We start from the raw sequence: 22,922 nt of genomic DNA, 5'->3' as shown, positions 1-22,922 counted from the left end.
AGATGGACTATTCGGCTCCGGTCTTGACCGACAAGCGCTCTTTATAGTGCCCGCATTTCGGGCATACCCGGTGCGGCCGGATACGCTCGCCGCAACTCGGGCACTCGATGAGGTTCGGCGGCGTCAACGCATGATGCGAACGCCGCGTATTGCGGCGGGTCTTTCCGGTGCGTCTCTTTGGTACTGGCACGTTCTTACTCCTTCGAGCGTTTAGGGTCCAAATCGGGAAACAGGTTCGCCAATCCCGAGAACCCGCTATTGCCAAAATCTTTCGGGCTCTCCTTGCCCTGACAAGTACACGATGACGTGTTCAAGTCTGTGCCACAGTGCGGGCACAACCCCGCGCAGCTTTCTTTGCACAGTGTCTTCGAGGGCGCCGACAAGACCAGCTCCTCCCACGTCTGGCGGGACAAGTCGATCTCTGAACCCTCGAAGAAGACTGTCTCACTCTCGTCCTTGGCGAGATCTTCGTCGCCATGCCCGGAAACGGTCTCCACGAAGTCACTTCCGGTCCCGTGTTCAAACGACCAGACAACGTCAATTTTGAATGGGACTTCCGTTTCCGTAAGGCACCGGTCGCACTGCCTGAGGTAAACCCCCGTCAGTGTTCCGATAAACACATAACGGGGCTCGACAATAGACATTTTGCCCTGAATACGGGTCGGCCCAATATCGAGTGCTTTGGCCCCTTCGGGGCGGAGCTCCTCCTCCGGGACCGTAATGGCTACCTCATGTTCGCCACGTTCCAGTGCCGACAGTAAAATTGTTAAGCCGGACACGGCGCTTGCCTCCAAGTAAAAAGCGCGCAATAGTTTATCAAATCCCGCCATAACCCGTCAAACAACGGGCCAATCTTTGTGACCAAACCCCGAGTCTCCGCTCAGGGGCCTGTTTCGACACGAGCTGCGCTCGGGCATCTCCACGCTCTCCATGAGAACGGCAGGGCGAGAGGGCTGCTATTGTGCCAACTTCAGACACTGGCGATACGACACGCGTGAGTGTTGGGCCCCACATCCTTGCGCCATCTTGAGACCTGTTGTACCCTTAATCCCCGTGGTTTCGCGCGCGTTCCCGCGCACGAAGCCAGCATCTTCGTTCAGGCCCTGCACAGAATCGACCGCGACGCCCCTAAACGGCTTAAGGAGAAGGAGTTATGAAAAAGGCACTCGCCCAGGTCTGCCGTGTATGCCCGGCCTGCATTCTCCGGCGCAAGTTCCCCGATTCCAGCTACGGCCGGCTTATGCGCCGAATCGAACGCACTTGTCCCTTCTGTCGCGCCTATGACGAACTCTACGGCCCGAAAACGGCCGAAAACAAGGCCAAGGAGGCCGAGCCCTGAGGGGCCATCACAGCCCGTTGGACCGTCTGGCCCGCAGACTGAAAAAGGCGGCGGCCCCGAGCAACACAAAGCTCAGCGCGATGTAATGCCAGCCGGTGACATCGCCCACACTTGCCGCCGCACGCCACAAGAGCGGCACGGCAAGGACCCCGGCGAGCACGGAATTCCGCGCCCGCCAAAATGCCAGCCCGCCCAGGATGGCCAAGGCAGCCGCCAGCGCAAGGGAAGGAAAGGTAATCGCGGCTGGCTGCCCGTGTATGGCGGCGAACGCCAAGCCTGTCGCGCCCAGAATTCCTGCCGCCACGTGAACATGGCGGGGAAATCCGAGATAGAGCCCCAAAGCACCCGCACCGAACACCGCCAGAAAAACGTCCACCCACGTGGGGAACAGCGGGGCAGCCGTCTCATTCACGCCCCCGGAAATCGCCGCGCCCAAGGCAAGAACACTCAGCGCCAGAAACGCCAACTTCACCGACCGGTGCAACGCCGCCAACACGAACAACACCATCACAAGCGACGCGCCAAAAGCCAATGGGTTCACGGTTCGAATCGTCAATTCGGGCAACGCGCCGGCGAACAGCACGGAGAAGGGCACGTACAACAGCGCAATGCCTGCCAAATCCTTATCCCGCCGGCGTGCTCCAACCACGAATAGAAGCGCGCCGAACAGGGCCAGCGCCGCCCACGGCTGGAACAGCGTTCCCAGGCCCCACTCCGGCAATGCCAGGAAAACAGCCTTCCCCGGCATTTTCTCTTGCAGCACAAGGAAATAAACCAATGTCATGGGCACAAGCGTGATTGCATTGTCCACCTTCCCCCCATGCACCCCGTATCCGCGCATGGCCTCCAGCAAGGTCGCGCACGCCAGCACGGCGATGGGCAGGAAATCGCCCAAGCCAAACCGCACGTCGAAGATGTACGTCAGCGCATATTGATGCACCATCGCGCCTCCAACCAGCACAAACGCGAAAACCCAGGCCATCCCCGTCGAACGCAGGAATGGAATATCCGGCCTCGCGCGGCGGGCGCTGCCCGTACCGCTCGCCAGCGCGCTCAGAAACAACAACACGGCCCCTAAAAGCATGACGTGCCAGCCGCCAAGCCACACCTGCCGCAGGTGCGCGCTTCCCGGCCACCCTCGGTGAAGCGTCAGAGCCATGGATGCGGAAATGAGGAAGTTCCAGGTCAGCAAGACCGCCACGCCGGCCGCAAAGAGCCTCGGAAGAACTACCCCCAGCTTGGCGCGAAGCAGCCAGACTCTGGCGAACGCCACCGCCAGGCATGCCACGCCGATGACCGCTGCGATTGCCGGCCCATCGTTCGCGATCGTCGCCAGGGTGATGCCGCTGGCCCCCATGAACAGCGCTACGAGGACCATAAGGGTCGTTGTGTCCCGTGTCGCCTTTCGCCACAGAACAATGAGCAGCAGCACGGCAAACACGGCCAGCTCGTACGCCTCGAGCGCCCCGAAACACGGAAGGGTCTCCCCCAGCTTGCCGCTGGCCGCCAAGATAGGCCCGATGATTCGTCCCATGCCGTAGAGAATAGACAAGGCGCTGAGCGCATACAGGATCCCCGTGCCGCTCAACCGCAGGAAATCTCGTACTGCCTGAGGCGACAGCTCTCCGATCAGCGTGCTGCATAAGGATGGCGCCTGCCGTTCAAGTACCGGAATTTGTCCGCCCCCTTCCGCCTCCTCTGCCGTGTTCTGCGCCGCATCCCCCAACGAACCGCTACCCTCGTTACTCTCGCTCATGTCCACTACCTCCCACGCTTGCATTTCCGCACGCCCACCCTGACCGGGCGTTATCCGACCCGGTCAGGACTCAGCCTCCGCAACGTACCGACATCGGCAAACAGCTGAATGAATCCGCACGCAGGGCACACCTTCCCGCGCACCGGAACCATGGATTCGGCCAACGTCCAGAACTTCGTCTTATCGGGCTTGAAGTACAGTCGCCCGGTCCCCTGCACGCGTCCCTCGACCAATAGCGAGTGGCCGCAGGCGGCACAACGGCCCGCGGCCGCCTCCGCCTCCTTCTGGCCGGTGGTTTTCTCGATCACGGCATCCAACCCGTCCTTCGAAAACCGCGTCGAACCCCCGATCTTGTAGAACGACACCAGACCCTTCTTCATCCACCTGAACAAGGTCGGACGGCTTACGCCGAGATACTCGGCCGCTTCAGGGATCGAGAACCATTCCGGGGCGGGATTCAGTGCATCGTCCATCGCGCAGTCCCCTCGCCGATTCAAGGAAGTATCACTATGACTCTTTTCATATCGTATAGTATCATATCGTCTCAGCCGTGTCAAGGCCGATTTTGAGGTCCCAGCAATTGCTCTCGTTTCCCAACGCCGCAGACATCCTTTGTCTCACGCGATATCTCGGCAATTATTCTCGCGCCTTGCTTTGGGTCGTGATACACTCTTGCCCATTATGCACTTACCGCTCTATTTCCTTGGCGTCGCCGTAGGCGTCGTGATTCTGGCCAAGTCGGCCGACTGGTTCACTGACGCCGGAGTCAGCATCGCCCGCCGGTTAAACGTCCCGGAGATCATTATCGGAGCGACACTAGTGAGCCTCGCGACGACACTGCCCGAGTTTTCCGTGTCGGTCACGGCGGCGCTGGCTCACCAGGTCGAGATGGCCGTAGGCAACGCCGTCGGGTCGACCATCTGCAATATCGGGCTGATACTTGGCCTGTGCACCGTTCTCGCGCCCATGGGGGTCGAGCGCAAGGGATTTCTGCGCAGCGGTGTGGGACTGCTGGTGTTGTGCCTGCTATTCGCTTTCATGGGCTGGGCTTTCCCCGAAGGAACACGCTGGACGGGTGCCGTGCTCCTTGCGTGCCTTGTCATCTACTTCGTCACGACCCTGCGCTCGACCAGCGTTCAGCGCGCGAACATCGCCGCCGGGGCCCGGACCGTCCGCGCACCGGCGTATCAGACCATGCTCGAGAGGATAGCCGCCGAGTCAAGGGCTGATGGCGTGGAAGGCGCCGCACCCGACGCGGAAATGACGGGCGCACGAATCGCGGCGTATTTCATGCTCGGGAGCGCGGGCGTTGTCTGGGGAAGCTCGCTGGTGGTTTTCTGCGCGGAGCAACTGGCGCTGGCCGCCGGGATCTCGAAGCAGGTCATTGCCCTGACTCTGGTGGCGTTCGGGACGTCGATGCCGGAGTTGGTCGTCAGCCTGACGGCCATTGCCAAGAAACAGCGCGGGCTATCGATCGGCAACATCATCGGCGCGAACATCCTCAACCTGGCGTGGGTGCTCGGCGTAAGCTCGATCATCGCGGTCATACCCTTCGACGCCCAGAGCCTGTACTTCGACATCCCGGTGATGCTCTTCATCACGCTGCTGCTGCTCGTCTTCGGAGCCACGGGCAAGAAACTCAGCAGGTGGGAGGGGATGGTGCTGATGATGGTCTACGCTGCCTATCTGGCGGTCCTGTTCACCGTGTACCGCGCCCCGGCCGCGGCGTTGTAGACCGCGCCCCGGCTATGCTCCCCGTGACGTCGTCTCAGCCTTCGTACCCGTTGGGATGGGCCCGGCGCCAGCGCCAGGCGTCTTCAACCACAACCTCGATGTCCCGCTTCAAAGGACGCCAACCAAGCAACTCGCGAGCCTTTGCCGAAGACGCGACCAGCGCGTCGGCATCGCCCGGGCGGCGTGCGGTGGTCTCAAAAGGCACCGATATGCCCGTAACGCGTTCGACCGCGCGAATCACCTCGAGAACGGAGTTGCCCGTCTCCGTGCCGAGATTGAAATGGCCCGATGCCCCCCCTTTGCGCAAATATGCGGCGGCTTTCATGTGCGCGTCGATAAGATCGGCCACATGGACATAGTCGCGGATGCACGTGCCGTCCGGCGTGTCGTAATCGCCGCCGAACACCTTCAGCGGCCCGCTCTGGCCCGTGATGGCCTTGAAAATGTTCGGGATCAGATGCGTTTCGGGCTCGTGATCCTCGCCGTGCGCCTCCGTAGCGCCGCACGCGTTGAAATACCGCAGCGCCACATACCGCAAACCATAGGCTTTTCCATACCAGTCGAGCATTTCCTCGACCATGAGCTTCGACAGGCCGTACGGCGTGATGGGATTCGCGGGAAGGTCTTCTGTAAGGGGCACGCGCTCCGGAAAACCGTACGTAGCGCACGTCGAGCTGAAGATAAACTGTTTCACGCCGCTATCGACGGCAGCGTTCAGCAGGGTATGGCTTCCGCTGACGTTGTTCTCGAAATATATGGCCGGGTTCTGGACCGATTCGCCCACCAGAGCGAATGCCGCGAAATGCATGACCGCCTGGATGCCGTGTTGTTTGAGGAGCTTGTCGAGCAACGCCCTGTCGCGCGTGTCTCCCTCGACGAATTCCGCGCCCCGTGCGACCGCCTTCCGGTGGCCTCGAGACAGGTTGTCCAGCACCACCACGCGCTCGCCGGCCTCGAGCAACAACTCCGCAGCCACGCTGCCAACATACCCGGCCCCGCCGGTTACCAATACCGCCATAGCCATATCTCCACACGCTGAAACGGGGACGGCCGCTTATCTGCGCTTCGAAAAAAAGGGTGGCTGTCCTTGATCGAACGGTTTCCGTGCGCGCGGCGGTCAGGTGATAGCCGCCTCTGTCTCGATATCAAAGAAATGAACCCCCTGGGTCTCAACGTCGAGAACGTGAGGCTTATTGATCTCGGGTTCCGTTTCGCCCGCCGCGATCCGCGCCGTAACGGATTGGCCGCCAACATCGAGATACAGATAGACCTCGTGGCCCATGGGCTCCACGACTTCCACGTTCGCCGTGACGCTCAAACCCGATTGAGCCTGTTGAGAGGGATTCTCGACAAAGTTCTCCGGCCGGATGCCGGCAACGATCTTCTTCCCGATATAGGATTCCAATGCGGCATGCTGCGACTTATGCACATCCAGGCGCAGGGTCCCGCTCTTGTCGCGGAACCGCAGCGCGCCGTTTTCCGCCAGAAGTTCACCCTCGAGGAAGTTCATTGGCGGGCTGCCGATGAATCCCGCAACAAATTTGTTCACCGGATGATGGTAAAGTTCCAGAGGCGAGGCAATCTGCTGAATCACCCCGTTCAACATGACCACGATGCGATCGCCCATCGTCATGGCTTCGACCTGGTCGTGGGTCACGTAAATCATGGTCGAACGCAGACGGTGGTGCAGCTTGCTGATCTCCGCGCGCATCTGCACGCGGAGCTTTGCGTCGAGGTTCGACAACGGTTCGTCAAACAAGAATACCTTCGGCTGGCGCACAATCGCCCGGCCCACCGCCACACGTTGCCGTTCGCCGCCCGACAACGCCTTCGGTTTGCGGTCCAGAAGATGCTCGATGCCGAGGATCTGCGCGGCCTCGCGCACCCGCTGCTCGATCTCCGCTTTCGGATACTTCCTCAGCATCAACCCGAACGCCATGTTCTTGTACACCGTCATGTGGGGATACAAGGCGTAATTCTGAAACACCATGGCGATATCGCGGTTCTTCGGGGGCACATCGTTGACCAGGGTATCGCCAATATAGATCTCGCCCTCGGAAATCTCTTCCAGGCCGGCGATCATGCGCAGCGTCGTCGACTTTCCGCAACCAGAAGGGCCCACCAAAACGACGAATTCCTTGTCGTTGATGACGAGGTCAGCGTTCTTAACCGCCTCAACATTGCCCGGATAGACTTTCCGTACGTTCTTCAGCTCTACCCTCGCCATGGTGCACCGGCCTCCCTAGTGGGTCTACATGTGTCAAGAACTTCACGGCAGGTCAAGACCACCCTTGTTCAGCGATGTTGGATGATACCCCACGGACCCTGACCAGTCAAGCAACCCGCCCAGAACAGTGCTGCCTATTCTGCCACCGCCCGTTCGGGTTCCTCGATGAGTTTCACGGTGGATTCGCTCTCATCTTCCGCCCCGCGCAACAGGTCGGCAATCGGGCGAAGAAGGCCCTTGGCCGACAGAGTCTCTTTGATGAGCGACCGAATGAAGATCGCGCTGACCTCCGCGGTCGAGACCGGCCGGTCTTTGCTGATTTCCGTCAGAGTGAACGGAGCCACCTCAACCTTGAGACCCGATTTGGGAATGAGATTGCTGCTCATGGCAACGGTCACGTCCTCACAGCGAAGTTCTTTGATAATAAACTCCCGGCCAAGACCCCCGGCCTCCTCAAATGCAGATTCTGCTTCCCCCTTCCCGCCGCCTTTTGAGAACCGGGAGGCGTGCCGTGCGAGCATGGCGAGATTCGTGCCATCAGCCAGTTCATGACGCAGATTCACGTTGGCGTGTCTAACCACAATCCGGTCGATAGTCGGCGTTTGCGAGAAAACGGTCTTCAGGTCCATATCCACGGTAACCGTCTCGAACTCCATGGCCGGCCCGCTTCGGAAACTCGCGGGGTTGCCCACCACCAGATTGTGGAGCTCCAAGCGCCCGTCACGAAGGCCTACGTCGACATCTTCCAGGCTGACGTCGGTCAAGAAGGCAATGGCCAGAGAACGCTCGATACCCGTGCGTGCGACCGTCTTGAGCTGGGTCACGGCAAGAATCACCGCAACGGCCACCAGAATGAGCAGAATCCCGGTCCCGATCATCAGTGTCTTCAAACACGAGCGCATGGCGCGGCACTCTGCAATTCCGGCGAACTCGCCTCAGTCGAACGTGTGCGACAAGCGCCGCAAACGCCCATACAGATCAGAGAACGACACCTTGAGCGACTGGAGCGTCTCGTTCTCCGACGGTTTCCATTTCCAGCCGCTCTCCATCGTGGCCTGCGGCAGCTCCGGCCATTCGAAGTTAAACACCGAGCTATGACCAGAAAGCACCAGCCGGACCGAGCGGCTTCCAACGGCTAAGGTCTCGCCCCCCGTCCAGAGGTCCTGCCGCGGAAACACGACGATATTGGTCCGGCGGAACAGTTTCAACGCGCCTCGCTGTTCCTCCTCAACCGGGGTCCCTATAATGACCTGGACGGGCTGTATTCGGTTCCCGCCTGGAGTCTCGAGGCACAGGTCTATGCCGCGGAATCCAGCAACGTCGTAAGCGATGCTGGTGTCACGGAAAACCGACTCGATATGACACTCGAACACAAAGTAGTCCCCTCTGATCTCCCGAGCCTGGGCCACGAGGCGTTCCGAAGGCGCGGCTCCTTCCTGCGCCTCCTTCTGATATTTCATATCGGCCACATCGTCCCCGACCCATACCGCAAACGAGCCGGCGCTGAACAGGTCGGCGTATTCCCCTTCCGCCAGTTGAATCGACGACACATAGGACATGGGTTGATACCCGCGGGGCATGGCCGGGAGCGCCTCTCCGGTTTCCGGCGGCGCCTTCGGGGTGGTCTGGCATGCCGCCCCCACAATACACAACAGCAAGCATCCATACTGCAATCGGCCCACGTTCATGGCAGTCTTTCTCCTTTGCGGCACCCCAGCTATCCTACCACAGGCTCGCAAGAAGCGGCCAAAGAAACAATACCCTCCACGCGCGCCTTACGCGTCACGCCTGACTCACCGGGTCCCCTGTTTCCCGCCTACTCTTTCCACAACTCCGCCGTGCGCGCCTCGAGACTGGGCATCGCCGGCAACGGAGCGCTCGGCATGGGCTCGTACCAGAATGTCGCCGCGCACCAATCGTCCTGGACTTCCGCCAGACCCTCGTCCCAGGCGATCTGCTGGATGGTGATGCGAGCCTCCTTTTCCCAGTAGACGGGATCGGGAAGGTACCAGCGGTAAAACGAATTGAACCGGCCCTGGCACAAGTTGGCCCCGTGATACAGGAACGGCGTCTGCTGAAGACCGTATGATAAACAGACCCAGTCCTCGCTCCCCGTACCGCATATGGTCGGAAACGCCTCATCGCCATCCTTGTACACCTTGATCTCGCCTTCGCCCCACCAGTTGTCGTGAAGCGCGCGCACCCCCACAAGCGACCCGATATACCGCCCTTTCCCCACGCGTTTCGGCAGCAGTTCGAAGTCCTGTTTCAGCGTTGTGGGATTCTCACGGCGGAAAAGCACGTGCAACCTGCCCACATCATCGGGATGCACATCGCCGATCGTATAATCAATCTGGTAGTAGATAGTGACATCGCCGCCGGTCTCGTTGGTCAGCGTGACGTAGGCGCGCTTCTTGAACGGCATCGGCAGCCAGATGTTCATGCCCGCGTTCTGGCCCAGCGAATGCGCTGCCGATTGATACGACTCCACCTTACCGTGAGCAAACCCGAAGAAATCGCCCAAAGGGCACTCGATGCTCGGGTGCTCCTGTCCGTCCCAATACGCCCGCATCACAAAACTGCGAAACGTCTCCGGTTTACGGTCCGAAATCGTCATCCAGATGTGCCGAATCGTGCCCGGCCCTTCGATATCGGCCAACTGGACCGTTTCGCCCGCCTTGAAAGCGCGGTTCGGAGCGCCCTTTCGAGTCGGGCCCAGTTTACTGGCGGCCTGACCGCCCTGGCCCGGCGCCCCCGTTGGATTCTCAAACGAAATCGACCGCGTCTCGAGCCCCGTATCGAGCCGGTACGGTTCCGAAACAAGGTCCGCCAACGAAGAAACCGCCAGAACCGCCAAGGCCAAAACCCCAAACATCCACACGCCCGGACTGACTAGAGTACGCACCGTTCTTCCCTCCTTCACAAAAGAGTCTTCAACGCCAAGCTAAAGCGATACTACCAAGCCCGCCAACGCCTCGCAAGAAGCTCTCCCCAAGAAAGCCGGGAAACCCGCTCTCGGGCTTCTCACTTCCCGAATGGGACCGATGGGTCTTCCTATTCTTGCCGCCGCATGAGAAAGCAACCCCGCACAAAAAAACGGGCTCCCGCCCGGATTGGACGGGAGCCTGTCAATTGCTGCGTTTTTGCTCTTGCTCTCAGGCGAACAACGGCGCCAGCACAAGCGAAATCACGCACATGAGCTTGATCAGAATGTTGATCGAGGGGCCGACAGTATCCTTCAGGGGATCGCCCACGGTGTCGCCCACGACCGCCGCCTTGTGAGCATCAGAACCCTTGCCGCCGAAATTGCCTTCCTCAATGTACTTCTTGGCATTGTCCATAGCGCCGCCGCTGTTGGCGGTCTGGATGCCCAACATGACGCCCGTTGCAATCGCGCCTACCAGGAAGCCCGCGAGGCCTTCCGCACCCAATGCGAACCCGACGATGACCGGGGCCACGATGGCCATCCCGCCCGGGAACAACATGCCGTTGATGGCGCCCTTGGTGGCGATACTCACGCACTTCGTGCTGTCGGGATGGACGCCTTTCTTGCCTTCCTTGAGGCCGGGGATCTCGCGGAACTGACGCCGCACTTCCATAATCATCGTGTCCGCGCACTTCCCTACGGCACGGAACAACATCGACGAGAAGAAGAACGGCATCATCGCCCCGATGAGCAGCCCGCCGAGAACGGTCGCTTCATCCAAAGTCGTGACCAGAGCCCCCTGTCCGTTCTTCACCCGCACCATGTTTACGGTAAGCATGAACGCGCTCAAGAGGCCGATGGCCGCAAAGGCCGCGGACCCGATGGCGAACCCTTTACCGATGGCGGCCGTGGTGTTGCCCACAGCATCCAGATTGTCGGTGATCTTGCGCACGCTCGGGTCAAGCCCCGCCATCTCGGCGATGCCGCCCGAGTTGTCGGCGATAGGCCCGTACGCGTCCACGGCAACCACCATACCCGTCGTGGCAAGCATGCCAAGAGACGCGATGGCCACGCCGTAGGTCCCGGCAACGTAGTACGAAATCACCACGGCGATGCCGAGCGCAATGACCGGCACACATGTGCTCTGCATGCCAACCGCCGTCCCTTCAGTCACCGCAATCGCCGGACCGGTCTGGCAGCGTTCCGCCAGCTTCTGTACAGGGCCGTAACTGCCCGACGTGAAATACTCGCTGACGAACCCGACAATCATGCCCGACAGGATCCCGATCACGCATGCCCAGGCGGGACCATATTTGCCATAGGTAACGCCTTCCAACACGAATGGCGTCCCGGCCGCGGCGGAATACACGAATACCCCGGCGATCGAGAGGATTGCCGCGATGTAGGTGCCGAACATCAGGGCCTTCTGAGGATTGCTCCTCGCGAATATCTTGACGTACATCACGCCCACGATCGAGGCGAAAATACCGATCGCCGCAATCACGAACGGGTAGGCCGTGACATAGGCTGCCCCGGAAGCCGCCGCATCGGCAGCCCGGGAAATAATCACCGCGACCGCAAGGCTGGCAATGATGGCCTCGACGTAGGACTCGAGAAGGTCCGCCCCAAGACCCGCGACGTCGCCCACGTTATCGCCCACGTTGTCCGCGATAACGGCCGGATTGCGCGGATCATCCTCGGGGATGCCCGCTTCCACCTTGCCGACCAGGTCGGCGCCCATATCGGCGCCCTTCGTGAAGATGCCGCCGCCGGACCGAGCGAAAAGGGCGAGCAGAGAAGCGCCCATGGCGTACCCGTTCACTACGGTCGGCTCTCCCTTGAACAGGATGTAGACGATGATAAGGCCGAGCACGCCGATGCCGACCACGCCCATACCCATGACCGCGCCGCCGCTCACGGCCACGTCAAGAGCGCTCTTGACGCCGCCCGACTGGGCAGCCGCCGCGGTGCGGGCGTTCGAGCGTGTCGCGATGGTCATGCCCAGTATGCCGGTCGCCGCGCTCGCGCACGCGCCGAACAGAAACGCGACGGCCGTTTGCCAGTTCACGCCGAATTCGGGCTTGGCCCCTCCCACTACGATGAAGAAAACCATGATCGCCGCGACAAACGCGGACACATAGGTGTATTCTCTCTTCAGGAACGCCGCTGCGCCCTGCTGCACCAGTTTCGAGAGATGTTCCATCGTCTCGTTACCCTGCGGCTTTGACAGCACGTACCTGGCCAGGTAAGCCACAAACGCCAGCGCGCAGAGACTGGCGAACCCGGCAACGCCTAGAAATCCACTTTCACCCATAGGTCTCGATACTCCCTTTGCCCAGACCGCCAAACCGCCGGCCCCTGGGCATGTTTCACGTTACATCATTCGCCGGAGAACGGTTCCAGCAGTCCTGCAACGCCTGATTCACTCTTCTTCGTCGTCGAAAACTATCCCTTCGCGCAACAGCGCCATGTGCGCCGCTTTCTGTTCGGCCTCTTTCTTGCTCGCGCCCACACCCTGCCCCGCGGATGTCCCGCGCAGCAGAACCTCAACCTCGAATTCCTTGCGGTGGTCAGGCCCATCCGACCGGACCACCACAAATTCGGGCAGACCGATGTGACGCGCCTGGCAGTGGTGCAGAAGGCGCGACTTGAAATCCCAAATCCGGCGCCGTGCCTGCAACGCCGCGACTTCGGGTTCGAGCAACCGCACGGCAAACGCCTGGGCGGCTTCCCAACCCTGGTCCAGATATAGCGCCCCCAACAGGGCTTCAAGACAATCCGCCAGCAGGGCCGCTCGAGCCCTTCCGCCGGCCAATTCTTCGCCTTTTCCCAACCTGATTGCGGGCGCGATGTCCAAGCCCCGCGCAATACGCGCCAGGCAACGGCGATTCACGATCGCGGCCCGCATACGGCTGTACTCTCCCGGCGTGCGCTCCGGGACTCGCTCAAACAACAGGTGTGCCGCCGCCAATCCCAGCGCCGCGTCACCCACGAATTCCAGCGATTCATAGTTCTTGCACGAGTCCTTCCGTTCACATGCGATGGAAGCATGGGTGAGCGCCCGGTCAAGGATAGCGATGTTCTCGAACCGTATCCCCAATCGAAGGGCAAGCGCTTGCAGTTCGCGGAACCGTAAGGAGATGCTATTCATACCGTTTGATAATCAGAGACGAATTGTGACCCCCAAATCCTAACGAGTTTGACATGGCAAATTCAACGTCGGTTTCACGCGCTTCGTTCGCCACGATATTCACGGGACATTCAGGGTCCGGGGTCTCGTAATTGATAGACGGCGGAATCACCCCGCGCCGGATCGTCAGGAGCGTGGCGATAGCCTCGACGGCGCCGGCCGCGCCAAGCAGGTGCCCTATCATCGATTTGTTCGAGCTCACCGGTGGCATCGCCTCTCCAAAAACCGCCCGCAACGCACGGCTTTCCGCAATATCGTTGTACTTGGTGCTCGTACCGTGCGCGTTGAAATAGTGAATATCTTCGGGATTTGCCTGGGCATCGTTCAACGCCCCGCGCATGGCCCGGGCGGCCCCCGAACCGTCCTCGCGAGGCGCCGTTACATGAAACGCGTCGCAGCTTTCGGCGTACCCGGCGATTTCACCCAGGATTTCCGCGCCGCGCGCCCTGGCATGCGCCTCGGACTCGAGCACCAGGATGCCCGCCCCTTCGCCCATCACAAAACCGTCCCGCTCCGCATCAAAGGGGCGGCTGGCACGTTCGGGGGCATCGTTGCGGCGCGATAACGCCTTCATCGACGAAAAACCCGCCACACAGATGGGCACAATCGACGCCTCAGCCCCCCCCGCCAGCATGACGTCGGCTTTCCCCATACGAAGGGCGTCCGCGGCGTCTGCAATACAATGGTTGCCGGTGGCGCAGGCTGTCACGACGGCGCGGTTCGGACCCTCAAGGCCCAACCGGATACAAATCTCGCTCGAGGCCATGTTGACTAACGCCATGGGCGCCAGGAGGGGCGAAACGCGGCGCGGTCCCTGTTGCACCAGCACGGTGACCTGCTCCTGAACGGTATCAAACCCGCCCACTCCACTGCCTACGATTGCCCCACACCGCTCGGGATTGACCTTATCCGCGGCCAATCCCGCCTGACGCCACGCCTGATCGGCCGCATACAGCGCAAAACGCGTATACCGGTCCCTGCGGCGCAAATCCTTCCCTGACATGCCTTCGGGCACACAGTCTTCCGCCTGCCCGGCGATTTGACAGGCATACTCAGAGGGGTCAAAACGATCGATACGCCGCACGCCGGACCGGCCCTCGCACAACCCCTTCCAGAATTCCGCAACAGAGTTGCCCAAGGGGGTAACCACCCCCGCTCCTGTAATCACCACGCGCATGAACCCAATGTCCTAACACCAAACACCCAACCCGTGGACTTGCGGCCACGGGCTGGGCGTCACTTAACCTCCTCGTATAAACAAGCGCTGAAAGTGTGCGCGAAACATTTATTTGTTGTTCAGCTTCGACTCGATGTACTTTATCGCGTCACCGACCGTCTGGATGTCATTCGCTTCGTCATCGATCTCGACATTGTACTCTTCCTCGAGCGCCATCAGCAATTCCGTAAGATCGAGCGAATCCGCGCCCAGATCCTCGATGAAGCGAGCGTCGTCGGTTACCTCTTCGGGCTTGCGCTCGAGGTTCTCCACAACGATCTTCTTGACGGTTTCCGCGACATTAATCTCTGCCATCCGCAACACCTCCCTTCCATGGTTAGAACCTGTAACCGCCCAGGCAGACTTCCCCTTTGGGCCAGATAACGCGCGAGTATACCATTCACGAGCTCACATTTCTACTTTGTTTCGCCGCCAATTGTAACTACCTGCATTTTGTGGACTTATCCTGCGCCCCCAAACGGAGCGCACTAAACAACAATGCCGCCATTGTGCCCCACGCAACGAAGCGGCCTCGAAGAAACGAGCGGCTCGATGATACTGCCTCAAATGCGCAGGCCATCGCTGCGAAGAGCCCAGCGACGCTCAGAAACGTCAGAAATGTTAGACAAGCCAGATGCGTCAGACCCTGCGGCCAGAGGCCGTCTATTCTCCCTCTCCCTGGGGGGAGGGCACGCGCTGGCTCAACCTTAATCACACCGCCCGAGAGTCTGTTACAATAGCCGCCAAGCGGGGGACTCGCAAAAGCCAACATCAATAAGGGATTTGACAGCATGCAAAACCGAATGAATCGCGTCTGCCTCATATGCCTCTGTGGATTGGCGTTCTTGGCCGGGATGGCATGGACTGCCGAAAACCCGCCGGAAATTCTCATCGCCAATTTCGAGGACAGCACCTACGGCGACTGGAAGGCCGAGGGCACGGCGTTCGGCCCCGGTCCGGCACGCGGCACGCTCCCAAACCAGATGGAAGTGTCCGGATTCGAGGGCAAGGGTCTCGTCAATTCGTTTTTCGAAGGCGACGCTACAACAGGCACGCTCACTTCTCCCCCCTTCGAGATCCAGCGTGATTACATCTCGTTTCTCATAGGAGGCGGGATGCACCCCGGCGAAACGTGCATCAATCTCATAGTTGACGGCGGCGTTGTGCGCACCGCCACCGGGCCTAACGACAAGCCCGGCGGTACCGAGCGGCTCGACTGGTATTCCTGGGACGTCTCGGACCTACGCGAGAAAACGGCGGTCATCCAGGTCGTGGATGCCCACACGGGCGGATGGGGCCACATCAACATCGACCACATACTCCAGGCAAACCACAGCGTCGGCACCCAGGAAACTTCGCGCGAACTCGCGATTGTCGAGGACTACCTCAGCTTCCAGTTCGGGGCCGAACAAGGCGGCCGTTCCCAGGTGAGCCTTCGCCTGAACAACGAGGTCGTCCGCTATACGGCCGGGCAGAACCGCCAGGAACCTTATTGGATCACCTGGGACGTATCCCAGCTCAAAGGCAAGACCGCGGCGCTGAGCATCATCGAGGTCACTCTGGGCGGCCACCGCATCGCGGATACCGTGCACCACGACGGCGAAGTCCGCGGCGTGTTGTACGTCACCGACAAGTTGTACCAGGAAACCTACCGCCCGCAATTCCACTTCACACCCAAGAAGAACTGGACCAACGACCCCAACGGACTCGTTTATTACGACGGCGAATACCATCTTTTCTTCCAGCACAACCCTGAGGGCATCGACTGGGGCAACATGACATGGGGCCACGCGGTCAGCCCCGACCTCATGCACTGGACCCAGCTCGAGAACGCCATACTTCCCGACGAACACGGAACCATCTTCAGCGGGTCGGCGGTCATCGACACCCGGAACACCTCCGGGTTCCAGGCGGGCCCCCATCCGCCGCTGGTCTGCATATTCACGTACGCGGGAGACTTCGGAACACCCAAGCGTCCGTTCACGCAAGGCATCGCATACTCCACCGACCGCGGGCGCACATTCACTAAGTACCAAGGCAACCCGGTCGTCGAAAACCTCGGACCCGGCAACCGCGACCCCAAAGTGTTCTGGCACGCCCCGACAAACAAGTGGGTGATGGTGCTCTATGTGGGAACCCGAAGCGATTTCGTCATCCTCGGCTCCCCGGACCTGAAGAACTGGGAGCGGCTCAGCACGATCACCTTCCCCGACGGGCACGAGTGCCCCGAGCTGTTCGAACTGCCCGTTGACGGCGACCCCGCCAACACGCGCTGGGTCCTCTGGGAAGGCGGCGGAAGGCATATGCTCGGTAAATTCGACGGCGTGACGTTCTCCCCCGAGACCGGCGTGCTCCCGAGTGAATGGGGACGGAACTGCTACGCCGGACAGACCTACAACAACGTGCCCGGCGGACGCCGCATCTTCATCGCGTGGATGAACGGCGGAAGCTATCCGGGCATGCCGTTCAACCAGCAGATGGCCTTCCCCCGCGTATTCACACTGCGCAGTACGCCCGACGGGCCGCGGCTATACGCCTATCCCATCGCCGAAATCGAGACCATACGCGAAGCGCGCGGCCACTGGGCCGACGAAACGCTCGAGCCTGGCGCGAATCCCCTCAAAGATCTCCAAGGCGAACTCTGGGACATCGATGCCGTCATACGTCCGCAGGACGGGTCCCGGACCGTGCTGAACGTTCGCGGAACCCCCATCGTATACGATGCGGCGAAAGCGGCTCTGTCGTGCCTCGACAAGGAGGCTGCACTCCCCCTGGAAGATGCCTCGCTGGCGCTGCGCGTCCTGATAGATCGCACCTCCATCGAGATCTTCGCCAACGGCGGCAGGCTTGTAATGTCGTTTTGTTTCCTCCCGGACCTGCTCGATAAGACGCTATCGTTGACCTGCGAACAGGGCTCGGCGCATATCGACCGGCTCGATATCTGGGAGGTGCGCTCGACATGGCCGGAAACGCCGTGAACCAATCAGGGAGGACGCCAACGAGACTGGCGATTGCTTCTCGTCCGCGCCGGGCTGCTCCTTAACCCTGTGACATGTCCGTGGCAGTCCCTGCGTTCCGGCTGTCTTTGCAGGAGGCCTGCCATGTTTCCAGTTGTTTGCGCATAGCCAGCACCATTTCCGGTTTCTTGTCCGCCAGGTCTTCTTTTTCCCCGGGATCCGCGTCTATATCGAAGAGCATGTAGGTTTTGCCTTCGTCAGTAGAGATGATCTTGTAGCGGTTGTCGATAAGGGCCATCTGCCGGCCCGATTCAAAGGCGATCGGACGCGGCCGTTTCTTCATGCGCCCTTTGATGAGCGGCATCAAGTCGATACCATCGACAGGTTTCGGAGCTCCTGTGCCGTCAATGCCAACAGCGCTGCATATGGTCGGGAAAAAGTCGGACGTGCAGCAAGGCGCGTCACTTGTGAAAGGCCGGCTCGCCTGCGCGGGCCATTCAAGGAGTCCCGGAACCCGGATACCGCCCTCGAAAAGATCGCGCTTGCGCCCCCGCAGACCCGCCGTGGCGCCCGGGGAATCGTCCGACTGACCCTCGGGACCGTTATCGCTGCAAAACCATAGCATGGTATTCTCCGCCACGCCCAAGGCACGCAGTTCCTGCCGAAGACGGCCGACCTGCTCGTCCATCGCGGTAATGCAGCCGTAGTAATGCGCGTATTCTTCGGATTGGCCTTCATACATCGCCAGGTACTTGCCGCCTGCCACACAGGGCATGTGCGAGGCGTGAAACCAGATCACGGCCAGGAACGGCCTTTTTGCCTCGGCTCCCCGGCGCACAAAGGGTATGACCCGGTCCATGATGATGCGCGAATCGTCCCCTTCGAGATTGTCGTCAACGATGCTGCCATCCTCCCGCCAGTACCGTGTGCCGTAGGCCTTACCGGTCTCGGGATCAATCATGGGGTCCCACGTGGGCACCTTCGCCTCCGTCGAGAAGCAGACATCAAATCCATTTTCCCAGGGCGGACTATAGTGGTCTGCGCCATCGGGGCCCCCACGGTTCGAGTCTTTGACTGTCTTCGTCAACGTGCCGAGATGCCATTTGCCGAAATGGCCGGTGGCGTAGCCCTTTTGTTTCAGGACCTCGGCCAAGGTCAGTTCCTCTGGTCTCATGTGCCCCACGTTCGCGCTGAATATGCCGTAACGATAAGGATGCCTTCCTGTCAGACAACTCCCCCGCGTCGGAGAGCACACCGGCGCCGCGGAGTAGAAACGGTTAAACCGAATGCCCGCGCGCGCCATCTCATCCAGTGTCGGCGTGCGCAACACAGGATGCCCGTTGTACCCGGTATCGCCCCAGCCCAGATCATCAGCCATGCACAGGATGATGTTGGGCACACTCCGCGCGGCGCCCGCGGCTCGTATGGGCAATCCCAGGGCGGCCGCGGCGGGCCCTGCCGCCAGACATCGCAGAAACGCGCGCCGGTTCATCTTCGTCCTGCCTCCTGCGGCCTGCTTCTGTGCGTAGGATAGTTCCCCGTACTATTCGCGCTCCCACTTCAGAAGCCAGGGATCCTTTGTACGCTCCTGAAACGCCCGCAGCTTGTTCTTCAGACGCGTCAGGGTCTCGGCATGCGCGTGTTCCCCCGCGAGGTTGTTGACTTCGTGGGGGTCCGCTTCGAGGTCGTACAGCTCGAATGCGGGCCGGTGCAGATACGCGTCGACCTTTCGCTTGCCGTAGTATTCGTCTCCGCGCTTCAGAACGCCCTGCCACGTTGCCGATCCGTATAGATCGGACGCAAACGGGTATTCGAGTCCGTGCGCGATGTTCCAGATCAGCTTGTAGCGCCGCTCGCGCACCACCCGCATTGGATAATACATGGTGACTTCGTGGAACGTGTGCGAGGCATAGACCTCATCCCACCCGGAAGACGGCGCGCCCTGCAGGACAGGCAGGAACGAGCGCCCATGGACGTTCTTCTCGCCCACCTCCACGCCCGCGAAATCAAGAACCGTCGGCACGATGTCCGCCCAGTTCACCATGGCATCGGTCACGATGCCCGGCTTGCCGGCAAAAGGCTCCCGCACGACGCAGGGCAGGTTCATACCCGGTTCATACAACGTCGTCTTTGCGCCAGGAAACGCAATGCCGTTGTCCGAAACATAGATGATCAGCGTGTCTTCCCAATGCCCGGTTTCCTCCAGGAGCTCGATGAGGCGGAGCAATCCGGCGTCCGCGGTCTGAACCGACCCGTAGTATTGCGCCAGCTCCTCGCGGCACTCGGGCGAATCGGGCAGGTACGGCGGCACAATGACGTTCTCGGGCGCTACGGGGTCTGCGCCTTGACGGTGGAACGGCCTGTGCGGCTGGGTGGTGCAAAAATAGAGGAAGAAAGGCTTGTCGCCCTCTTGCGCGATGAATTCGCGGCAGGCAACGGCCATATCCGCGGGCACATTGCCCTTGGCTTTCAAATACTCGTCGAAATGGTACGCCGGTTCCGGCGCGACGTGGAACTTGCCCATCTGCGCAGTCCGGTAGCCTGCCTTGCTCAGGCGCACAGGCAGGCCTTCCACATCCGGAAACGACGAAAAATGGTGATAGGAGTGCTCGAGCCCGTATTGGCCGTTCGCGTGGTTGTACAGTCCGGAGAGAATCACGGAGCGGCTCGGGCTGCAACTCGCCGTCGTGCAGAACGCGTGCGTGAACCGCGCGCCCCCCGAGGCCAGGCGGTCCAAGCCCGGCGTCTTGATAACAGAATTGCCGTAGCAACCGGCATCGGCACGGCCCTGGTCGTCGGTAACGTAGATCAGCACATTTCGTTTTCGAGCAGCGGACGGCTGCTGGGCATTTCCCCGTCCCGCCGCCGATACGGCCGCCACACTTGCGCCCGCCGCCGCCATGAAGTCTCGCCGGTTTACTTCTCGTGCCATCTCAGGTTCCTCTCAAAGCGCCAAGAACATAATATTGTCCGCTCAGACAATAACCTCCTCGCCGGCGGCTTCCGGGGCGGCGTCCCCGAGGGCATTCTTCAACAAACCGATGTCGGCGCTCAACGCTTTGCTGAAGAGCGTGATGTCGCTGCTATGCAGCATCAAGTTCTCGCCTGCCTTCGCCCATCCAATCTCCTGGTCGAGCGTATCCCAGAAAAAATGCACCCCGACGCCGATGTTTGCCGCCCGTGCTTTCGCAATCAGTTCGCGAATGGCCCCCTCAAATCTCGGGTGGCGGTACTGTTCCGGCACCCCGAAATTGCACGTCATGTCATGAGGGCCAACCAGCACCGCGTCCAGTCCCGGCACGGCGAGAATCGCATCGAGGTTCTCCATGGCAGGCACGCTCTCGATGTTTACAATGAGGACATTGTCGGCGCAACGGTCCCGCACGTACGCCCGCATCTCGGGGGCAAGCGACCCGGGGTCGTCAAGCACGCGCTCCAGCCGCGCGCCTTTCAACGGCCGGTATTTTGTCGCGCCGACAAGCGCCCGGACCTCCTCCGGCGTCTCGATGTAGGCGGCGACAATGCCGCAGGCGCCCCCGTCCAGCACCTGGCACGCAAGATAGGGATCGGCCCGTGGAATGCGCACGACAGGCACGATTCCAAGGGCGCGATACGTGCGGCACATCCACGAAAGGGCCACGCGATCCTGCGTGATGTGCTCCGTGTCCAGAAACACGAAGTCGAGGCCCGATTGCTGTACCGCCGCGGGCCAATGAGGCGACGAGGAGACGATCGACGTGCCATAGACGCGCATCCCTGCCCGGAGTCTTTCGCCAAGTTCCCTGCCTGTCATGACGTGCCGTGGTTCCTTTCCGATGGCCTTGTGTACTGCTTTTATGGCCCGATTGCATTGCCGGTTTGTTCGAGCGAGAACCGCACGAATCGAATGCTCTCGTACGGCGGCCTTTCGCCGGCCTGAAAGACCGCCTCGCTCGGGAGCCGTTTCTCGGCCGCCCAGGCCGCCGCGCACGCTGCGCTCAGCCCAGCAGCGCCGATGAACATCACGCGGAAACGGCTCTCCCACATGCGGCCCCCACGCCCTGTTACGCCGAACGCATCACGCGCATTTCGACATGTCTTACCAAATCCTGGACCTGTGCCCGGTAGGCGGCCATATGAGGCTTCCTGAGATGAGCATGCAGGCACGCGAGACTGGCCCACTGCTCGATGATGACCGCAACATTGTCGCGCGTCGGCGGTTGGGCCCCGACGTCGGCTTCTATGTCAATGGTTGGCTCGTAGAAAAGGCATCCCTCGTCCGCAAGCACATTCGGCACGTTCGCCTTGAATATCTCGAGAAACTCATCCCGTTTGCCGGGCTTCAAGTCAATGGTCGCAATCACGTGGATCATGACACCTCCTGCCTGATGACCTCCCTCATTCTTCCGAAAGGATACCGGGATAATTCCGGGGACACAATACTCAATTGAGGTCGTGCGCGCGCTACCTGCCATAAGTGTCCTGCGCATCCATATTCAGAATTGAGTATTGTGTCCCTGGAATTGGCGCGCTTGATTTCGGCACTGCGATGCGTGAAAGTAGACGGAACCGGCCCGAGACGGCAAACAATCGCGTTTACGGAAAAGAACCATGCCTGAAACCAATACCCCGGACATCCGTGGAAGCATCTTCGAGATACAGCGTTTCTCAATTCACGATGGTCCCGGCATCCGCACGACCGTCTTCATGAAGGGTTGTCCGTTGCGGTGCATCTGGTGCCACAATCCGGAGGCCATTTCATCGCGGCCCAGTCTCGCGTTCGACCCGCGCAAGTGCATCGGTTGCGGCTACTGTTTTCGCGTGTGCCCGCGGGGCGCGCACCGCATGGCGGGGGTTTCGCATGAATTGGAGCGCGCCAGGTGCGAGGTGTGCGGGAAGTGCACCGAGGAATGCTATGCCCATGCTCTGGAATTCGTTGGGCGCGAAATCTCCGTCGGGGAAGTCATGGCGGAGGTTCTCCGCGACAGACCCTTCTACGAGACATCGGGCGGCGGAATGACCCTGTCCGGCGGCGAACCCACGTTTCAGTTCGATTTCGCCCTGGGCCTGCTGAAGGCTGCGAGAAGCTACGGCCTTCATACCGCTGTGCAGACGTGCGGGTACGCCGAACCCGAAACGGTCGAGGCTCTGATGCCGCTCGTCGACCTGTTCATGGTCGACATCAAGGAAACAGACCCGGACAAGCACATCGCGTTCACCGGGGTGCCTCTCAAACGCATCCAGCAAAACCTCCGCATGCTTCACGACAGCGGAGCGAAGGTGGTCATGCGCTCCCCCGTCATCCCCGGGTGCAACGAACGCGAGGATTTCCTTGCCGGCATCGAGAACCTGGCTAAATCCCTGCCAAACCTGGTTGGGGTCGAGCTGATGACGTATAACCCCCTGGGCGAAAGCAAAGTAGAGCGCTTCGGACTGGACTCCCGCGGCCGCGCCGGAGCCGCGCGAGCCAACGAAACACTCGTGGCGCGGTGGTGCGACCATTTGAGAGAAGCCGGCGTTCCCGTCGTAAACGAGAAGCCCCATTCGCCCTCCCCGCAACCCGTGGAACCGCGTTCTTGAGCGGAAACCGTGTCTTTT

Annotated in this window: 22 protein-coding genes; 4 read left to right on the top strand and 18 right to left on the bottom strand. The window is 60.8% G+C overall.

Annotated features, from left to right (window positions below):
• Positions 1-7: 7 nt before the first annotated feature.
• A complete protein-coding gene (rpmF, locus tag PLJ71_00420) occupies positions 8-190 on the bottom strand; it encodes a 50S ribosomal protein L32 (protein ID HQM47114.1) in 183 nt (60 codons plus the stop codon).
• A 4-nt stretch (positions 191-194) separates the two neighbouring features.
• On the bottom strand, positions 195-779 hold the full coding sequence (locus tag PLJ71_00415; GenBank protein HQM47113.1) for a DUF177 domain-containing protein: 585 nt from the start codon (positions 777-779) through the stop codon (positions 195-197).
• A 374-nt stretch (positions 780-1,153) separates the two neighbouring features.
• Here PLJ71_00415 and PLJ71_00410 point away from each other — a divergent pair, with 374 nt between their 5' ends.
• Positions 1,154-1,339 (top strand): hypothetical protein, encoded by a 186-nt coding sequence (locus PLJ71_00410; GenBank protein ID HQM47112.1) that lies wholly within the window; start codon positions 1,154-1,156, stop codon positions 1,337-1,339.
• A 7-nt stretch (positions 1,340-1,346) separates the two neighbouring features.
• Here PLJ71_00410 and PLJ71_00405 read toward each other — a convergent pair whose 3' ends face one another.
• Together PLJ71_00405 and PLJ71_00400 are read right to left on the bottom strand one after the other, a co-directional pair.
• Positions 1,347-3,095, bottom strand: a complete 1,749-nt coding sequence (locus PLJ71_00405; protein HQM47111.1) for a hypothetical protein — start codon at positions 3,093-3,095, stop codon at positions 1,347-1,349.
• Between the two features lie 50 nt (positions 3,096-3,145).
• Positions 3,146-3,568, bottom strand: coding sequence for a helix-turn-helix domain-containing protein (locus PLJ71_00400; GenBank protein ID HQM47110.1), 423 nt, complete (start codon positions 3,566-3,568; stop codon positions 3,146-3,148).
• 208 nt (positions 3,569-3,776) lie between these two features.
• On the opposite strand from PLJ71_00400, the gene PLJ71_00395 reads away from it, so the two are divergent.
• Positions 3,777-4,829: a calcium/sodium antiporter gene (locus PLJ71_00395; protein ID HQM47109.1), complete on the top strand. Its 1,053-nt coding sequence runs from the start codon at positions 3,777-3,779 to the stop codon at positions 4,827-4,829.
• Positions 4,830-4,863: 34 nt separating this feature from the next.
• Here PLJ71_00395 and galE read toward each other — a convergent pair whose 3' ends face one another.
• The 9 genes from galE to PLJ71_00350 form a co-directional block, all read right to left on the bottom strand.
• Positions 4,864-5,847, bottom strand: a complete 984-nt coding sequence (gene galE / locus PLJ71_00390; protein ID HQM47108.1) for a UDP-glucose 4-epimerase GalE — start codon at positions 5,845-5,847, stop codon at positions 4,864-4,866.
• Positions 5,848-5,946: 99 nt separating this feature from the next.
• Entirely contained in the window at positions 5,947-7,056 is a 1,110-nt protein-coding gene (gene ugpC, locus PLJ71_00385) for a sn-glycerol-3-phosphate ABC transporter ATP-binding protein UgpC (GenBank protein ID HQM47107.1), read from the bottom strand.
• A gap of 134 nt (positions 7,057-7,190) precedes the next feature.
• Entirely contained in the window at positions 7,191-7,958 is a 768-nt protein-coding gene (locus PLJ71_00380) for a hypothetical protein (protein ID HQM47106.1), read from the bottom strand.
• Between the two features lie 33 nt (positions 7,959-7,991).
• A complete protein-coding gene (locus PLJ71_00375; protein ID HQM47105.1) occupies positions 7,992-8,744 on the bottom strand; it encodes a hypothetical protein in 753 nt (250 codons plus the stop codon).
• A 128-nt stretch (positions 8,745-8,872) separates the two neighbouring features.
• Positions 8,873-9,961, bottom strand: a complete 1,089-nt coding sequence (locus tag PLJ71_00370) for a DUF2961 domain-containing protein (protein ID HQM47104.1) — start codon at positions 9,959-9,961, stop codon at positions 8,873-8,875.
• 250 nt (positions 9,962-10,211) lie between these two features.
• Positions 10,212-12,296: a sodium-translocating pyrophosphatase gene (locus tag PLJ71_00365; protein HQM47103.1), complete on the bottom strand. Its 2,085-nt coding sequence runs from the start codon at positions 12,294-12,296 to the stop codon at positions 10,212-10,214.
• Positions 12,297-12,404: 108 nt separating this feature from the next.
• On the bottom strand, positions 12,405-13,133 hold the full coding sequence (rnc, locus tag PLJ71_00360; protein ID HQM47102.1) for a ribonuclease III: 729 nt from the start codon (positions 13,131-13,133) through the stop codon (positions 12,405-12,407).
• Positions 13,126-14,349 carry a beta-ketoacyl-ACP synthase II gene (gene fabF, locus PLJ71_00355; GenBank protein HQM47101.1) on the bottom strand — a complete coding sequence of 408 codons (1,224 nt, stop codon included), beginning with the start codon at positions 14,347-14,349 and terminating at the stop codon, positions 13,126-13,128. The genes rnc and fabF overlap by 8 nt, the downstream gene beginning before the upstream one ends.
• Before the next feature lie 108 nt (positions 14,350-14,457).
• Positions 14,458-14,703 carry an acyl carrier protein gene (locus PLJ71_00350; protein ID HQM47100.1) on the bottom strand — a complete coding sequence of 82 codons (246 nt, stop codon included), beginning with the start codon at positions 14,701-14,703 and terminating at the stop codon, positions 14,458-14,460.
• Positions 14,704-15,179: 476 nt separating this feature from the next.
• Between PLJ71_00350 and PLJ71_00345 the strand changes: the two genes are divergently transcribed.
• A complete protein-coding gene (locus PLJ71_00345; GenBank protein HQM47099.1) occupies positions 15,180-17,366 on the top strand; it encodes a glycoside hydrolase family 32 protein in 2,187 nt (728 codons plus the stop codon).
• A 61-nt stretch (positions 17,367-17,427) separates the two neighbouring features.
• Here PLJ71_00345 and PLJ71_00340 read toward each other — a convergent pair whose 3' ends face one another.
• From PLJ71_00340 to PLJ71_00320, 5 genes are read right to left on the bottom strand one after another with little or no spacing between them, the layout of a single operon-like run.
• Positions 17,428-18,837 carry a sulfatase-like hydrolase/transferase gene (locus PLJ71_00340; GenBank protein ID HQM47098.1) on the bottom strand — a complete coding sequence of 470 codons (1,410 nt, stop codon included), beginning with the start codon at positions 18,835-18,837 and terminating at the stop codon, positions 17,428-17,430.
• Between the two features lie 51 nt (positions 18,838-18,888).
• Positions 18,889-20,277 carry a sulfatase gene (locus PLJ71_00335; protein ID HQM47097.1) on the bottom strand — a complete coding sequence of 463 codons (1,389 nt, stop codon included), beginning with the start codon at positions 20,275-20,277 and terminating at the stop codon, positions 18,889-18,891.
• 42 nt (positions 20,278-20,319) lie between these two features.
• Positions 20,320-21,138, bottom strand: a complete 819-nt coding sequence (locus PLJ71_00330; protein HQM47096.1) for an aldolase/citrate lyase family protein — start codon at positions 21,136-21,138, stop codon at positions 20,320-20,322.
• 41 nt (positions 21,139-21,179) lie between these two features.
• Positions 21,180-21,371 (bottom strand): hypothetical protein, encoded by a 192-nt coding sequence (locus PLJ71_00325; GenBank protein ID HQM47095.1) that lies wholly within the window; start codon positions 21,369-21,371, stop codon positions 21,180-21,182.
• A gap of 17 nt (positions 21,372-21,388) precedes the next feature.
• Positions 21,389-21,697, bottom strand: a complete 309-nt coding sequence (locus PLJ71_00320; protein ID HQM47094.1) for a putative quinol monooxygenase — start codon at positions 21,695-21,697, stop codon at positions 21,389-21,391.
• A 238-nt stretch (positions 21,698-21,935) separates the two neighbouring features.
• On the opposite strand from PLJ71_00320, the gene PLJ71_00315 reads away from it, so the two are divergent.
• Positions 21,936-22,904: a glycyl-radical enzyme activating protein gene (locus tag PLJ71_00315; protein HQM47093.1), complete on the top strand. Its 969-nt coding sequence runs from the start codon at positions 21,936-21,938 to the stop codon at positions 22,902-22,904.
• Positions 22,905-22,922 lie beyond the last annotated feature (18 nt).

Source organism: Candidatus Hydrogenedentota bacterium (genome assembly GCA_035416745.1).
In the GTDB taxonomy this organism is placed as follows: domain Bacteria; phylum Hydrogenedentota; class Hydrogenedentia; order Hydrogenedentales; family SLHB01; genus UBA2224.
Note: the sequence above shows the minus strand (reverse complement) of the source record. Positions and strands in the feature narration are given on the sequence as shown.

Bases quoted from the DNA above. Each gene is read 5' to 3' on its own strand.
- PLJ71_00410 (HQM47112.1), top strand. From the start codon at position 1,154: ATGAAAAAGGCACTCGCCCAGGTCTGCCGTGTATGCCCGGCCTGCATT.
- PLJ71_00405 (HQM47111.1), bottom strand. From the start codon at position 3,095: ATGAGCGAGAGTAACGAGGGTAGCGGTTCGTTGGGGGATGCGGCGCAG.
- PLJ71_00400 (HQM47110.1), bottom strand. From the start codon at position 3,568: ATGGACGATGCACTGAATCCCGCCCCGGAATGGTTCTCGATCCCTGAA.
- PLJ71_00395 (HQM47109.1), top strand. From the start codon at position 3,777: ATGCACTTACCGCTCTATTTCCTTGGCGTCGCCGTAGGCGTCGTGATT.
- galE (HQM47108.1), bottom strand. From the start codon at position 5,847: ATGGCGGTATTGGTAACCGGCGGGGCCGGGTATGTTGGCAGCGTGGCT.
- ugpC (HQM47107.1), bottom strand. From the start codon at position 7,056: ATGGCGAGGGTAGAGCTGAAGAACGTACGGAAAGTCTATCCGGGCAAT.
- PLJ71_00380 (HQM47106.1), bottom strand. From the start codon at position 7,958: ATGCGCTCGTGTTTGAAGACACTGATGATCGGGACCGGGATTCTGCTC.
- PLJ71_00375 (HQM47105.1), bottom strand. From the start codon at position 8,744: ATGAACGTGGGCCGATTGCAGTATGGATGCTTGCTGTTGTGTATTGTG.
- PLJ71_00365 (HQM47103.1), bottom strand. From the start codon at position 12,296: ATGGGTGAAAGTGGATTTCTAGGCGTTGCCGGGTTCGCCAGTCTCTGC.
- rnc (HQM47102.1), bottom strand. From the start codon at position 13,133: ATGAATAGCATCTCCTTACGGTTCCGCGAACTGCAAGCGCTTGCCCTT.
- fabF (HQM47101.1), bottom strand. From the start codon at position 14,349: ATGCGCGTGGTGATTACAGGAGCGGGGGTGGTTACCCCCTTGGGCAAC.
- PLJ71_00350 (HQM47100.1), bottom strand. From the start codon at position 14,703: ATGGCAGAGATTAATGTCGCGGAAACCGTCAAGAAGATCGTTGTGGAG.
- PLJ71_00345 (HQM47099.1), top strand. From the start codon at position 15,180: ATGCAAAACCGAATGAATCGCGTCTGCCTCATATGCCTCTGTGGATTG.
- PLJ71_00340 (HQM47098.1), bottom strand. From the start codon at position 18,837: ATGAACCGGCGCGCGTTTCTGCGATGTCTGGCGGCAGGGCCCGCCGCG.
- PLJ71_00335 (HQM47097.1), bottom strand. From the start codon at position 20,277: ATGGCACGAGAAGTAAACCGGCGAGACTTCATGGCGGCGGCGGGCGCA.
- PLJ71_00330 (HQM47096.1), bottom strand. From the start codon at position 21,138: ATGACAGGCAGGGAACTTGGCGAAAGACTCCGGGCAGGGATGCGCGTC.
- PLJ71_00325 (HQM47095.1), bottom strand. From the start codon at position 21,371: ATGTGGGAGAGCCGTTTCCGCGTGATGTTCATCGGCGCTGCTGGGCTG.
- PLJ71_00320 (HQM47094.1), bottom strand. From the start codon at position 21,697: ATGATCCACGTGATTGCGACCATTGACTTGAAGCCCGGCAAACGGGAT.
- PLJ71_00315 (HQM47093.1), top strand. From the start codon at position 21,936: ATGCCTGAAACCAATACCCCGGACATCCGTGGAAGCATCTTCGAGATA.